This is a genomic window from Streptomyces sp. NPDC002092 (assembly GCF_053593775.1).
Window position 1 is genome coordinate 24,630 of the sequence record NZ_JBSFDG010000022.1, and the last position, 12,760, is coordinate 37,389.

Genomic DNA, 12,760 nt, shown 5'->3' on the forward strand with positions numbered 1-12,760 from the left:
CCGTCCCCGCATTTCAGGACGTACGCGCCGGGCGGGTGACGGCGAGCAGCACGAGCGCCAGGGCCTGGACGGCCACGGTGACGATGATCAGCGCCGGGATCGAGCGGGAATACAGGGCTCCCGCGAGGATGCCGCCGATCAGTGTGGCCGCGCCTACGACGGCGGCGAACAGGCCGTACGCGGTGGCGCGGCGACCGGGCGGGACGAGGTCGGCGACGGTGGCCCGCAAAGTCGACTCCTGTACGCCCATGGCGGCGCCCCACAGCAGTGCGCCGGCCACGGTCAGGCCGGCGGTGTCGGTGAAGGCCAGCAGGGGCACACCGGCGGCGAGCACGGGCAGGACGGCCAGCGTACGGGCGCCGTACCGGTCGTAGGCCCAGCCGGTGGCCAGCGCGGCGAGCGCGTCGACGCCCATGGCGGCGGCGTACAGCACCGGCACCGCTGCGGTGGGCAGCAGATGCCGCTCGACCAGGTGGTAGGAGAGCACACCGAAGGTCGCGAACCCCGCCAGTGTCGCGGCCGTGAAGGCGGCATACACCCAGAAGGTGCGCGGCAACCGCGCCCTGCCCGCCTGTTCCCCCGTCACCGCGGGTTCCGGCTCGGGTTCGTAGCCGGCCGGATCCGGCACCCGGTGACGCAGCCACACCAGCAGGACCAGTACGGCGACGCCGGGAGCGGCCAGGACGCCCAGCGCGGGCGCGTAGTCGTCACCGGTCGCGGCCAGCACCCCTGCCACCACCAGCGGGCCGATCAGCGCTCCGACCTGGTCCATCGCCTCGTGGACGGCGAAGCCGCGGCCGCGCCCGGTGGCGGCCGTGGCGTGCGACAGGAGTGTGTCCTTGGCCGGTGAGCGCACCGCCTTGCCCACGCGTTCGGCGATCACCAGCGCGCTCGCCAGCCACAGCACCCCGGCCAGACCGAGCACCGGTACGGAGACCACCGTGAGCGTGTATCCGGCGATCGTCCACGCCCAGAAGCGGCGGGTGCGGTCGGTCAGCGGCCCGGAGGCCAGCCGCAGCACCAGCGCGGCGGCCTCTCCGACGCCGGTGACCACGCCGACGACCAGGGCGGACGCACCGAGCGAGGCGAGCAGCGGGCCGGTGACGGAGCGGGCGCCCTCGTAGACGAAGTCGGCCAGCAGGCTGACCGTGCCGAACGTGACGACGAACCGCCACGGCCGCATCCCCGGCCCGGCGGCCGCGTCCCTGGGCGTAGTCCTGCTGCCCCACCCGGCCATGCCGTGGTGCTCCTCGCCCGGCGTGCGGGACTTCGTCGCCCTGCGCGAACGGGCGCACACCGCTGCGTACGACGGTAGCGGCACGCGTCGGGCCGAGAGCGGCCGGACGGGTGACGGGCCCTCCTGGTGAAGGCCGCCGCCCGGCCGGCTCGATGCGGGCCGTGCCCGCTAGTCCATGTGTTCGCCGTCCGGTGTCGGGATGCGGCCCGGCTCCTGTTCCTCCTCACCGGTCAGGAACGGCGAGATGAAGAACTTGTAGATTGCGGCACCGACCACGCCGCCGACCAGAGGCCCGACGATCGGCACCCAGAAGTAGATGTTGCCGTACTGGTCCCGCCAGGCGGTCCCGTACCCGGTGATGAAGCTGGCGAGCCGCGGCCCGAAGTCACGGGCCGGGTTGATGGCGTAGCCGGCGTCGGTGCCCCAGGCCATGCCGATCGCCACCACCAGGAGACCGATGATGAACGGGGCCATGTTGGCGCCGGGCGGGGTGTTGAGCAGGTCGGTGACGGCGAAGATGACCAGGACCAGGATGGCGGTGCCGATCACCTGGTCGCGCAGGGCGCCGAGTTCGCTCACGGGCAGGGCGCCGTTGCCCGGAAGGGTGGAGAAGACGCCCTGTGTCTTGATGGTGTGGCCGGGGTCGGTCTTGGCGAGGACCTCGGTGTAGTTCCAGCGCACCAGCAGCGCGGCGACGAAAGCGCCCGCGGTCTGCGCCACGCAGTACGGCCCGACCTTCTTCCACTCGAAGCCCTTGAAGCAGGCCAGGGCCAGGGTGACGGCCGGGTTGATGTGGGCGCCGCTGAGCCGGGCGGCGACGTAGACGCCCATGGTCACGCCGAGGCCCCAGGCCCAGGCGATGCTGTCGTGGTCTCCGATCCCGGCGGCCACGACCTGGGCGACCACACCGCAGCCGAAGAGGATCAGGATCATGGTGCCCAGGAACTCCGCCGACAGTTCGCCGACCAGTCCCCCTCTGGAAGTCTGCTCCGCCATGAGGCACCGCCTTCCGCCAGAAATGGTTGTGTCCGCGAGGGTAGTTGTCCGGCGCGAGGCGTCCAGGGGCCCAGCATCAACTGGAGTAACCGCCACCACTTCCGCCCTGAGCCAACGCCTTGTGTGGGCCGCTTCGAGAGCGTCACCTACGACGATGGCACAGGGACCCGGAACCCGCAGCGCGACGAGTCCCGGCGGTTCTGTCGGCAGGCGTCCTCGTCAGCTCGTCTTGCGCCCCCACAGCGGTCCGAAGCGGGCCCACTCCGTGTCCCACTGCGACATGCGGCGGCGTTCCAGGCGCCCGCACAGGACACGCCCTCCGACGAAGGGCACCGCGGCGGCGCTCATGCCCACCAGGGCGCCGATCAGCGAGGACCGCAGCTGGGCCTGGTCAGCGGTGGCGGGCTTGGTGACGAGGTGGCCCTGCAGGTCGGTCCAGACGGTGACCGCCGTGCCGGCGCTGCTGCCGGGGTCGACCCGGACCTGTCCGGTGTGCGTGGTGCCGTCCGGCGTGGTCCAGCGCACGTTTCCCCACACCCGGTCGCCGCTGAACGTGGCGGGGTGGTCGGAGGCCGAACCGGGTGCCTTCTCCGTCAGCCGCGCCGCGACCTGCCGCCACTCCATGCGCTCGCGGGCCAGACCGTCCTCGACCGACCTGGTGGCCGTCAGACCCGCGAGCACGCCGACCAGGACGGTGACCAGCCAGGTACCGAGAACGACCCACGCCTCCACCGCGTCGGTGCGACGCCTCAGCGGATTGCGCCGCCAGCGCCACAGCCACACCTTCGGACCACGGAACGCCATCGAAGGCATCCTCCTCATGAGCGCACGATCATCCGGAACCTCCCTCCCATACGGGCGAAGGCCGCCGGATGCTCAGGTCGGCTCCGCCGACTCGCCGGCCGCATGCGTCACCCCGCTCGCGCAGGCGTCTTCGCCAACGGGACCGGTCATCGCCTCACGATCCGCCGACACCGCTTTGACCTGCGGCGATACCGATCCCAGGGGTGTCTGTCAGTGGTGGGGTGCAGACTGGCCGATGTCTGGGACAGAGCCGTCACAGACACAGCGGAGGTGATGGGGCATGACCGAGGTACTGCTCGCCGTGGGCACGCGCAAAGGCCTGTTCATCGGGCGTCGGCGAGGTGGCGCATGGGAGTTCGACGAGACTCCCTACTTCAACGCGCAGGCCGTGTACTCGGTCGCGGTCGACACCCGCGGCGACCGTCCGCGTCTGCTGGCCGGCGGCGACAGCGCCCACTGGGGCCCGTCCGTGTTCCACTCCGACGACCTGGGCCGCACCTGGACGGAACCGGCCCGGCCGGCCGTCAAGTTCCCCAAGGACACCGGGGCTTCGCTGGAGCGGGTGTGGCAGCTGCACCCGGCGGCCGCGGAACAGGACGTGGTGTACGCGGGCACGGAGCCGGCCGCTCTGTACCGCTCGGAGGACCGCGGGGAGACCTTCGAGCTGGTGCGCCCCCTGTGGGAGCACCCCACGCGCTCGAAGTGGGTGCCGGGCGGCGGTGGTGAGGGGCTGCACACCGTGCTCACCGACAAGCGTGACCCGCGGGCGGTGACGGTCGCCGTCTCGACGGCGGGGGTGTTCAGGACCAGTGACGGCGGGGCCAGTTGGACACCGTCCAATTCGGGTGTCTCCGCGGTGTTCCTGCCGGATCCGAACCCGGAGTTCGGGCAGTGCGTGCACAAGGTCGCGCGGGACGCGGCCAACCCGGACCGGCTGTATCTGCAGAATCACTGGGGCGTGTACCGCAGCGACGACGCGGGCGGACAATGGAGCGACATCGGTGAAGGGCTGCCGTCCACCTTCGGCTTCGCCGTGGCCGCCCACCCGCACCGCGGCGAGACGGCGTATGTGTTCCCGATCAACGCGGACGCGGACCGGGTGCCCGCCGGCCACCGCTGCCGGGTCTTCCGCACGGCCGACGCGGGCAAGAGCTGGGAGCCGCTGTCGGCGGGCCTGCCGCAGGAGGACCACTACGGCACGGTGCTGCGCGACGCGCTGTGCACCGACGGAGCGGACCCCGCGGGCGTGTACTTCGGCAACCGCAACGGCGAGGTGTACGCGTCGGCCGACGACGGCGACAGCTGGCGGCAGTTGGCCTCGCATCTGCCTGATGTGCTGTGCGTGCGGGCCGCGGTGATCGGATGAGTGCTGCGGGGGGAGCGCACGGCCTTGGCCACCGGTTGATCTCCGCTGCCCATGCGGCAGTAGGGTGACGCCCGTGGCACCACGACCGTTGCATGAAATCGTCGAAGCGGGCTGGGCGAAGGCCCTGGAACCGGTGGCCGGACGGATCGCCGAGATGGGGGACTTCCTGCGCGCGGAGATCTCCGCGGGGCGCACCTACCTTCCGGCCGGAGCGAATGTTCTGCGGGCCTTCCAGCAACCCTTCGACGAGGTACGCGTCCTGATCGTCGGCCAGGACCCGTACCCCACGCCTGGGCACGCGGTGGGGCTGTCGTTCTCGGTGGCGCCCGAGGTGCGTCCGCTGCCGGGCAGTCTCATCAACATCTACCGGGAGTTGAACACCGACCTGGGCCTGCCCCAGCCGTCCAACGGGGATCTGACGCCGTGGACACGGCAGGGCGTGCTGCTGCTGAACAGGGCGCTCACCACCGCGCCGCGCAAGCCGGGCGCGCACCGCGGCAAGGGCTGGGAGGAGGTCACCGAACAGGCCATTCGCGCCCTCGCCGGACGCGGGAAGCCGCTGGTGTCCATCCTCTGGGGCCGCGACGCCCGCAATCTGCGCCCGCTGCTCGGCAGCCTCCCCTCGGTGGAGTCCGCCCACCCGTCCCCGATGTCGGCCGACCGCGGCTTCTTCGGCTCGCGTCCCTTCAGCCGGGCCAACGACCTGCTGATCAGACAGGGCGGACAGCCGGTGGACTGGCGTCTGCCGTGAGCGGTGCGGGGGACGCATCGGGTTCGGACGCGGCGGAGCAGGGGGCGCGGGCGGGCGCGACCGGAATCCTCGCGGTCGACTCGGGGGGCTCGGGTCTACGGGTCGTCGTCAAGCGCACGGACGGCGGTCCGCCGGCCCACCGGGAGTCCCGGGAACCGGTGCGCACCGGAGCCCGGGGGATCGATCCGGGCCATTTCATGGCCCAACTGGTGCCGATGGCACGGGCGTTGACCGCAGAGACCGGTGTCTGCGCACTGAGTACGGCCGTCGTGGGTGCCGCCGGGCTCGCCTCCCTCGGCGATGCCCTGCGTGCCGAACTCCCCGGTGCGCTGGGCCGGGAGTTCGGCATCCGCTCCGTCGCCCTTGTCGCCGACGCCGTCACCGCCTATGTCGGCGCCCTCGGGCCACGCCCAGGCGCCGTGGTCGCGGCCGGGACGGGCCTGATCGCCATCGGTACGGACCTGACGCGCTGGCGCCGCGCGGACGGCTGGGGGCATCTGCTGGGCGACTGCGGCAGCGGCGCCTGGATCGGGCGGGCCGGGCTGGAGGCGGGCCTTCGCGCGTTCGACGGAAGACCCGGCGGCTCGACCGGGTTGCTGGCCCGCGCCGAGGAGATGTTCGGTCCGATGCCGGGGCTGCCGGGCAGGCTCTACCCGCGCCAGGACCGGCCCGCGGTGCTCGCCTCCTTCGCACCCCAGGTGGCCGCCTGCGCCGGCGAAGACCCGGTTGCCGCGGGCATTCTGCGCGCAGCGGCCCGGCACATGGCGGAGTCTGCGGTCGCGGTCTGCCCGCCCGCGGGAGACGCTCAAGTGGCCCTAACAGGCGGCCTGTTCAAAATGGGCGACCCGCTGCTCGCCCCCCTCGCGGAAGAGCTGTCGCAGCGGCTGCCGCACGCACCGCTGGTGCCGGCCGCCGGCGATCCGCTGGCCGGCTCGGTGCGTATCGCCGACGACCTCGCAGCCGGAACGCTCACTCTCCCGAGTGATGAAGCGATGCTGAGCGTGGTGACCGGCGACGACGGCTGATCACCGTACGCCCCCAGCTTCTGATCCGTATGTAACTCATCAGACAAAATGGGACAGAAACCGCTCACCTGCACCCTCCCCGAACAGGGGAGCCCAGGAAGCCAGTAACATGCGTCGCCATGAGCTCCCCCACTGGGCCCGCGTCCGGCCTGCCAGTACGAATGCCGCGACCTCGCCAGCCCGGGCGGCACCGCCGACCCGAGCCGCTGGCGGCTCCTGAGGGCGCGCCTGCGCTCGTCCTCGCGGTGCCGGGCACTCCCGGCGCCCCCACGCGCAGCCTCGCCGAGGAGGTCGTGAGCATCGCCCGCTCCGAGCTGCCCGGCCTCGATGCGCGGATCGGGTACCTGGACGGGGACGAGACGGAGTTCCCCACGGTGCAGGCCGTGCTCGCGCACGCGTCCGAGGAGCGTGCCGCCCGCTTCGAGCACGCCCGCGCCGCCGGCCTGGACGTCAAGGAGCCGGACGGCCCCGTCGCCGTCGTCGTGCCGCTGCTGGCCGGCCCCGACGGCGCGCTGCTGCGCCGGATCCGCCAGGCCGTGATGGACAGCCGCGTCGCGGCCGACCTGACCGATGTGCTGGGTCCGCACCCGCTGCTCGCCGAGGCGCTGCACGTGCGCCTGTCGGAGGCCGGGCTGGCCCGTGCGGACCGCGCCCGCCTGTTCACCGTGGCGACGGCGGCGGACGGCATCATCCTGGCCTCGGTGGGCGGTGACGAGGCCGTTCAGGCGGCCGGGATCACCGGCATGCTGCTCGCCGCACGTCTCGCCGTGCCGGTGATGGCGGCGGCGCTGGACCAGGACGGCTCGATCGCGGCCGTCGCCGAGCAGCTGCGTGGCTCGGGTTCGCAGCAGCTGGCGCTCGCGCCGTACCTGATAGGGCCGGAGATCGACCCGGGCCTGGTCGAGGAGGCGGCCAAGGAGGCGGGCTGCTCCGCCGCCGAGGCGCTGGGCCCGTACCCGGCGATCGGCAAGCTCGCGCTGGCCAAGTACACGACGGCGCTGGGCATCGCTCCGCCGCAGCCGCAGGGGGCGCCGGTCCGCTGAGGCCCGGCACCGTACGACGGCACGGACATCGAAGGGCCCGCTCCATGCACCCACCGGAGCGGGCCCTTCGCCGTGCGCCTGGCTGCGGAGCGCTCCGCGGGCCGGGCCGATGCGCGTCACCGCCGCGGGGCGATATGCCGTCCATCGTCTGCGGCAGCGTCGTGGCCGGTCGCGCCCGCGCGGCGAGCCGCATATCGATACAGCCCCGCGCCCCTTCGGGGCGCTCGCCTCTGCCTTCAGGCGAAGACCACGCAGGACGCGGCAGGGACCGCCAAGGAACCCTCGTAGCGTGGCAGGCCCGTGGCGCGGTCGAGGGCGAACCAGGTCACCTCGCCGGAGCGTTCGTTGGCGACGTAGAGGAATCCCTCCGACTCGGCGATCGCGCGGGGCCAGTGGCCGCCGCACGGGACCGTGCCGATCAGGCGGAGCTCGTCGCCCTCGACGGCGAACGTGGACAGGACGTCCTCACCGCGGGTGGCGGTCCACACGAAGCGGCCGTCGGGGGAGGCGACGATGCCGGACGGGTAGGCGTCGCCGGTCGGGGCGCCGGGGAGCACGTGCCGCTCGGTCAGCGGTTCCAGGGAGCCGGTCACCGCGTCCCAGTGGCAGACGGTGACCGTCGGCGTCAGTTCGTTGAGGACGTACGCGTGTGTGCGGTCCGGGTGGAAGGCCAGGTGGCGCGGTCCGGAGCCGGGCCGCAGGGCGATCTCCCGGTGCACTTCGAGGTGGCCGCCGTTCAGCGTGCAGACCCGGACCGAGTCCGTGCCGAGATCGACGCTGACGGCCCACCGCCCGCTCGGGTCGGGCTGCACCTGGTGCGCGTGCGGCCCCTGCTGGCGCAGGGTGTGCGGGCCCGAGCCCTTGTGCTGGAGGACATCGCAGGCGCTACCGGCGAGGGTGCCGTCGGAGCGGACGGGCACCGCGGTGACGCTGCCGGAGCCGTAGTTGGCGGTCAGAACGTGCCCGTCGAACACGCTGAGGTGCGTGGGGGTGTTGCCGCCGACCGGGACCGGCGCCCCGGCCTTCTCCGGCCGGTTCCCCGTCACCCGGTAGACGGCCACCGCCCCTTCGGCGGTCTCACTGACCGCGTACAGGGTCCGGCCGTCGGGCGCCGCTGCCAGGTAGGAGGGGTCGGGCACGCCGTCCACGCTGCTCAGCGCGGTCAGCGCACCGCTGTCCGGGGCAACGGCCGCGGTCACGATCCCGGGGCCTCCCGCCGCCGTGAACGACCCGATGAAGGCCCGCCGTCGCCGCCCGTCGCCGTCTGTCACCGCTGTCCCCTCTCGGTTCTGTGCCGTCGGGGCGACGTTAGCAGTCGATCACCAGCGGTCTAGACCATACGCGGGGTATTTGACCAGGCCGCAACCGAGGCGTCTGCTGCCGATGGCCATGTACCAGCCGTTGAAGGGCGCCGCCGGGCACCAGATCCCGCCGTTCTTCGGGCACATGTCGGCGAGCGCGGGAACCGCGTGCCGGCGCGGGGCGAGCTTGTGCCACCACCCGTATTCGGGGTGGGTGAGGTCGACTTCGAGGAGCGCGCCGTTCGGTATGCGGAACCAGTCGGGCCAGTCGTCGCCGGCGCTCTGGACGATCAGCGGCAGGACGTCGAAGGGGGTGCCGAGGCCGATCTCGGCGTGAGCAGGCGCGATACCGCGGGCTGCGTCCTGGGGTGCACCCTGCGGAACCTCCGGCTGAGCGACGGACATTGCACACGCACCGCTCCCGCACGGCACACAAGTGCCTCGGGACGGGGGCTCACGCCCCCACGAGCGGCGAACCCGGCGGCGTCCGCAGCGGTGTGGCCAGTTCCGCGAGGGCCCGTTCCAGGCCGTGCAGGTGGGCCAGCGCGGGTTCCGCCGCGGGGACCTCGGTTGCGATGTCAAGGCGGGCGTGTCCGCCACCGGTGAGCGCCTCCACCGCCGCCTCGACGCGCCAGCAGGCGGCTGCCAGTCGGGCGTCGTGGGAGGCCTCCGGGTCGGCGGCGACCGCGACCAGGCCCCGGGTCTCGCGGGCGCAGTCGTCGAGCAGGTCCAGCACCCGGCGGGCGCGTCGTTTGCGGCCGAGCACCGGGTTGAGCGGGTGTACGAGGGGGGCGACGGACAGCCGTACGCGGCCGAGGAGTTGCTCCAGTTCCGTGATCCGCCGCGCCGGGTCGGCGGCCGTGGAGCCCGCGAGGCGGGCGGCGGCCTCTGCCGTGCAGGCGTGGACGCAGCGCAGGGCGCGCTGGATCCAGGCGTCGGTGATGGAGTGCGTGGTGACGGGCAGGACGAAGAGCACGGCGAGCACGGCGCCGAGTGCGCCGACGCCGGTCTCCGCGAGGCGCAGGGCGAGCAGGCCCGGGTTCAGCACGCCCAGGAGGCCGTAGAGGAGTTCGGCGAGGAGCGTGACCCAGAGCATCATCCAGGTGTACGACACCGCGGCCGTGTAGAAGATGCCGAAGACGCAGACGGCGAGGAGCGCGGCCGTGGGGAGGGCGGCTCCGTGCAGGGGGACGGCGATCAGCGGGCCTAGGCCGATGCCGATCACCGTGCCGAGGACGCGGCGGAAGCCGCGGACCAGGGTCTCGCCGCGCGAGGCGGTGTTGACGAAGATCCACCAGGTGGCGCCGACGGCCCAGTACCAGCGCTGCCCGGACACCAGCTGGCCCACGACCAGAGCGAAGCCCGCGCCCGCGGTGGCCTGGACGGCCTGGCGGGTGGTGACGCGAGCCAGGCCGGTGCCGGCGGGCGGTGCGGGCACGGGTGCCGGGGGCAGCCTGGCCTCGTAGCACCACAGGCCGAAGCGGACCGCGGATGCGCTGAGCACGGAGAGCAGGACGGCGGCGTACAGCTCGGGCAGGCGGTCCGTGGTGGCGTGCAGGAACTGCGCCACGAAGAAGGTCATGAACGCGAAGACGCCGAGGCTGTGCCCGCGCGGCCCGAAGCGGCGCGCGTACACGCCCGCGCCGATGACGGCGAGGAAGGTGAGGTCGCGGGCCACGGGATGGTCGTGCAGCTCGGCCGCGGCGGCGAGCACGGGCATTCCGACGGCGGGCAGCAGCACGGTGGTGACGGCCTGCCCGCGGACGGTGGCGTCCGTGACGGTGAACAGGGCGAGCAGCGCGGCCAGCCCGCCGGTGACGGCACCGACGAGGGAGAGGCCGGCCAGGGAGCAGACGACGACCGCGAGCGCGATGCCGAGGACGGCCCGCGCGGCGAAGCGCAGCCGCATCCGCCCCGGATCCGGCGCCACGAACACCCTCTTCAGCACTGCTTCCCACCCCTCGACATCACTGGCATGACAAAGGCGCCGCGGGGTCCGCAGCGCCATCGACGGGAACATTGCAGCATCAAGGCGTCGGCTGGCTCAAGCGGCCTCGGATATGCTGGGCCATTGGCGCAGACATATCGGTCCGTCGGCGGCCATGAGCGTGCCAACGGACCATGCACGAGGAGGCCGGGCACCATGGCCGTCGACGAGCTCGACACCCGCATCCTGCGGCTGCTGATGGAGCAGCCGCGCACGAGCGTGCGCGAGTACGCCCGGATCCTGGGCGTCGCCCGCGGCACCCTGCAGGCCCGCCTCGACCGGCTGGAGCGGGACGGCGTGATCACCGGTACGGGCCCGACGCTCTCCCCCGCCGCGCTCGGCCACCCGGTGCTCGCCTTCGTGCACATCGAGGTCACCCAGGGGCATCTGGACGACGTGGGTGAGGCGCTGGCCTCCGTGCCGGAGATCGTCGAGGCCTTCTCGATCACGGGCGGCGGCGACCTGCTGACCCGGGTCGTGGCGCGCGACAACGCCCATCTGGAGGACGTGATCCAGAAGCTGATCAGCCTGCCCGGCGTCGTCCGCACCCGGACCGAGGTGGCGCTGCGTGAGCGTGTCCCGCAGCGGCTGCTGCCGCTGGTCGAGTCGATCGGCCGCGCGGCCCGCAAATGACCTCGCCCTGGTGCGCTGCCATGCTGGCCCCATGAGCAAGTTCGGCGCCCTTTCGGTCATCTTCGATCTCGACGGCACGCTCGTGGACAGCGAGCCGAACTACTACGAAGCGGGCCGGCGGACACTCGCCGAGCACGGCGTCCCGGACTTCACATGGGCGGAGCACGAGCGGTACGTCGGTGTCAGCACCCGGGAGACGGCCGCCCTGTGGAGGCAGGAGTACGACCTCGCGGCCCCCGTCGCCGAGCTCCTCGCCGACACCGACCGCCGCTATCTCGCGCTGGCCCGCGCCGCCACGCACGCGTACCCGGAGATGCGGAAGTTCGTCGAGCTGCTCGCGAACGAGGGCGTGCCGACGGCCGTGGCCTCGGGGTCGTCGCCGGAGGCGATCGAGGCGATCCTCGCCGGTACCGGCCTGGACGCGTATCTGCGCACCGTCGTCTCGGCCGACGAGGTGCCCCACGGCAAACCGGCCCCGGACGTCCTCCTGGAGGCGGCCCGCCGCCTCGGGGCGGCCCCGGCCGACTGTGTGGTCCTGGAGGACGCCGCCCCCGGCGCCGCGGCGGCGCACGCCGCCGGCATGCGCTGCATCGCGATCCCATACATCGCCGCACAGGCCGACGCGCCGGAGTTCGCCACCGCGGACCTGCTGCTGCGCGGCGGCCAGGGGGAGTTCACGGCGCGGGGCGCGTACGACTGGCTCGTGCGCTCAGCTCCGTCTTCCTGATCTTTCCGGTGGGAGTGAGGGGCAGTTCGGAGGCGTACGGCAGCTGGCCGCTGTGCTCGTCCTCGACGGCTACGACCGCTGCCGCGCCGGCCGTTCCCCTGCGCGGTGGGTCGCGGTGCCGGGCCGTCTGCCCCGCCGGGATTTCGCCCAGCGGGCGCGCAGGTCGGCGAGGTGTGCGTCGGTGCGTGGCGTTGGCGTCATGGCGCTGCTACTCCTGAGGTGTTCGGGCGACTCCGAGCAGGTGCAGATACATGGCGGTGACGTCGCGTACGGCGTCCTCGTAGGTGCCGGGGTGCGCGGCGACGCGGCGGGCGAATTCGACGCATATGCCGCCCACCGCGCGGGCCAGCGCCAGGGGTTCGGCGGCCGGGGCGGCAAGTCCGCGGTCGGTGAGGCGGCGGATGTAGCGGGCGTGGCGGTGGACGGGCCGTTCGCGGATCTCGTCCCACAGCTGCGCCATGGCGGGGTCGGTGCGGGCCTGCTGCTCCAGCGGGCCCAGCAGCGGCTGGTGTCGGGCGTAGGCGGCGATGAAGGCGCCGATGGACGCCTCCGCGACGGCGTGCGGGTCGTCCGTGTCGACGCCCGGGACCTCCTGCGCGGCGAGGAACGCGTCCCGTACCCGGACCGCCAGGACGCGGAAGATCTCCTCCTTGGAGGCGAAGTACACGTAGAAGCCCGCCCTGGAGACCTCCGCTGCCGCCGTGATGTCGGCGACGGTGGCCGGGCCGAGGCCGAGCCGTGCGAAGACGGCCTCGGCGGCGTCCAGGAGCCGGGCGCGGGCCGGGGCCCCGGTGCGGTCGCGGGCGGTGCGGACCGCCCAGGCCTTGTGTGTGCGTGCCACACCCGGAGCGTATTGACGTTGACGTCAATGTCAATGAGCATGGCGGGGC

Annotated in this window: 14 protein-coding genes; 7 read left to right on the forward strand and 7 right to left on the reverse strand. The window is 73.0% G+C overall.

Translation table 11 applies throughout. From position 1 onward, the window contains the following. Positions 1–13 precede the first annotated feature (13 nt). Positions 14–1,183 carry an MFS transporter gene (locus ACWCRD_RS37940; RefSeq protein WP_450970238.1) on the reverse strand — a complete coding sequence of 390 codons (1,170 nt, stop codon included), beginning with the start codon at positions 1,181–1,183 and terminating at the stop codon, positions 14–16. On the opposite strand from ACWCRD_RS37940, the gene ACWCRD_RS37945 reads away from it, so the two are divergent. Next, complete coding sequence (locus ACWCRD_RS37945) at positions 1,158–1,367, forward strand: hypothetical protein (protein WP_450970239.1); 210 nt, start codon at positions 1,158–1,160, stop codon at positions 1,365–1,367. The genes ACWCRD_RS37940 and ACWCRD_RS37945 overlap by 26 nt on opposite strands. Before the next feature lie 38 nt (positions 1,368–1,405). Here ACWCRD_RS37945 and ACWCRD_RS37950 read toward each other — a convergent pair whose 3' ends face one another. Together ACWCRD_RS37950 and ACWCRD_RS37955 are read right to left on the reverse strand one after the other, a co-directional pair. Next, a complete protein-coding gene (locus tag ACWCRD_RS37950; protein WP_450970240.1) occupies positions 1,406–2,233 on the reverse strand; it encodes an MIP/aquaporin family protein in 828 nt (275 codons plus the stop codon). A gap of 219 nt (positions 2,234–2,452) precedes the next feature. Then, positions 2,453–3,037, reverse strand: coding sequence for an Rv1733c family protein (locus tag ACWCRD_RS37955; RefSeq protein ID WP_450970241.1), 585 nt, complete (start codon positions 3,035–3,037; stop codon positions 2,453–2,455). Positions 3,038–3,317: 280 nt separating this feature from the next. On the opposite strand from ACWCRD_RS37955, the gene ACWCRD_RS37960 reads away from it, so the two are divergent. The 4 genes from ACWCRD_RS37960 to ACWCRD_RS37975 all read left to right on the forward strand — a co-directional run bounded on the left by ACWCRD_RS37960 (position 3,318) and on the right by ACWCRD_RS37975 (position 7,222). Further along, positions 3,318–4,403 (forward strand): WD40/YVTN/BNR-like repeat-containing protein, encoded by a 1,086-nt coding sequence (locus tag ACWCRD_RS37960; protein WP_450970242.1) that lies wholly within the window; start codon positions 3,318–3,320, stop codon positions 4,401–4,403. A 73-nt stretch (positions 4,404–4,476) separates the two neighbouring features. Continuing rightward, positions 4,477–5,154 (forward strand): uracil-DNA glycosylase, encoded by a 678-nt coding sequence (locus tag ACWCRD_RS37965; RefSeq protein ID WP_450970243.1) that lies wholly within the window; start codon positions 4,477–4,479, stop codon positions 5,152–5,154. After that, on the forward strand, positions 5,151–6,179 hold the full coding sequence (locus ACWCRD_RS37970) for an N-acetylglucosamine kinase (RefSeq protein ID WP_450970244.1): 1,029 nt from the start codon (positions 5,151–5,153) through the stop codon (positions 6,177–6,179). Before ACWCRD_RS37965 ends, ACWCRD_RS37970 begins: the two co-directional genes overlap by 4 nt. Before the next feature lie 119 nt (positions 6,180–6,298). After that, on the forward strand, positions 6,299–7,222 hold the full coding sequence (locus ACWCRD_RS37975) for a sirohydrochlorin chelatase (protein WP_450970245.1): 924 nt from the start codon (positions 6,299–6,301) through the stop codon (positions 7,220–7,222). Positions 7,223–7,458: 236 nt separating this feature from the next. On the opposite strand, the gene ACWCRD_RS37980 is transcribed toward ACWCRD_RS37975, so the two are convergent. The 3 genes from ACWCRD_RS37980 to ACWCRD_RS37990 are packed head-to-tail and all read right to left on the reverse strand — an operon-like array spanning position 7,459 to position 10,471. Continuing rightward, entirely contained in the window at positions 7,459–8,493 is a 1,035-nt protein-coding gene (locus ACWCRD_RS37980) for a lactonase family protein (protein ID WP_450970246.1), read from the reverse strand. A 48-nt stretch (positions 8,494–8,541) separates the two neighbouring features. Then, positions 8,542–8,928, reverse strand: a complete 387-nt coding sequence (locus ACWCRD_RS37985; protein ID WP_450970247.1) for a nitric oxide synthase oxygenase — start codon at positions 8,926–8,928, stop codon at positions 8,542–8,544. A 49-nt stretch (positions 8,929–8,977) separates the two neighbouring features. Further along, on the reverse strand, positions 8,978–10,471 hold the full coding sequence (locus ACWCRD_RS37990) for an FUSC family protein (protein WP_450970248.1): 1,494 nt from the start codon (positions 10,469–10,471) through the stop codon (positions 8,978–8,980). 195 nt (positions 10,472–10,666) lie between these two features. Between ACWCRD_RS37990 and ACWCRD_RS37995 the strand changes: the two genes are divergently transcribed. Both ACWCRD_RS37995 and ACWCRD_RS38000 read left to right on the forward strand, forming a co-directional pair. After that, positions 10,667–11,143: an Lrp/AsnC family transcriptional regulator gene (locus ACWCRD_RS37995; protein WP_030931193.1), complete on the forward strand. Its 477-nt coding sequence runs from the start codon at positions 10,667–10,669 to the stop codon at positions 11,141–11,143. Between the two features lie 31 nt (positions 11,144–11,174). After that, positions 11,175–11,870 carry an HAD family hydrolase gene (locus ACWCRD_RS38000; RefSeq protein WP_450970249.1) on the forward strand — a complete coding sequence of 232 codons (696 nt, stop codon included), beginning with the start codon at positions 11,175–11,177 and terminating at the stop codon, positions 11,868–11,870. A 208-nt stretch (positions 11,871–12,078) separates the two neighbouring features. Here ACWCRD_RS38000 and ACWCRD_RS38005 read toward each other — a convergent pair whose 3' ends face one another. After that, a complete protein-coding gene (locus ACWCRD_RS38005) occupies positions 12,079–12,711 on the reverse strand; it encodes a TetR/AcrR family transcriptional regulator (protein ID WP_450970250.1) in 633 nt (210 codons plus the stop codon). Between the last annotated feature and the right edge of the window lie 49 nt (positions 12,712–12,760).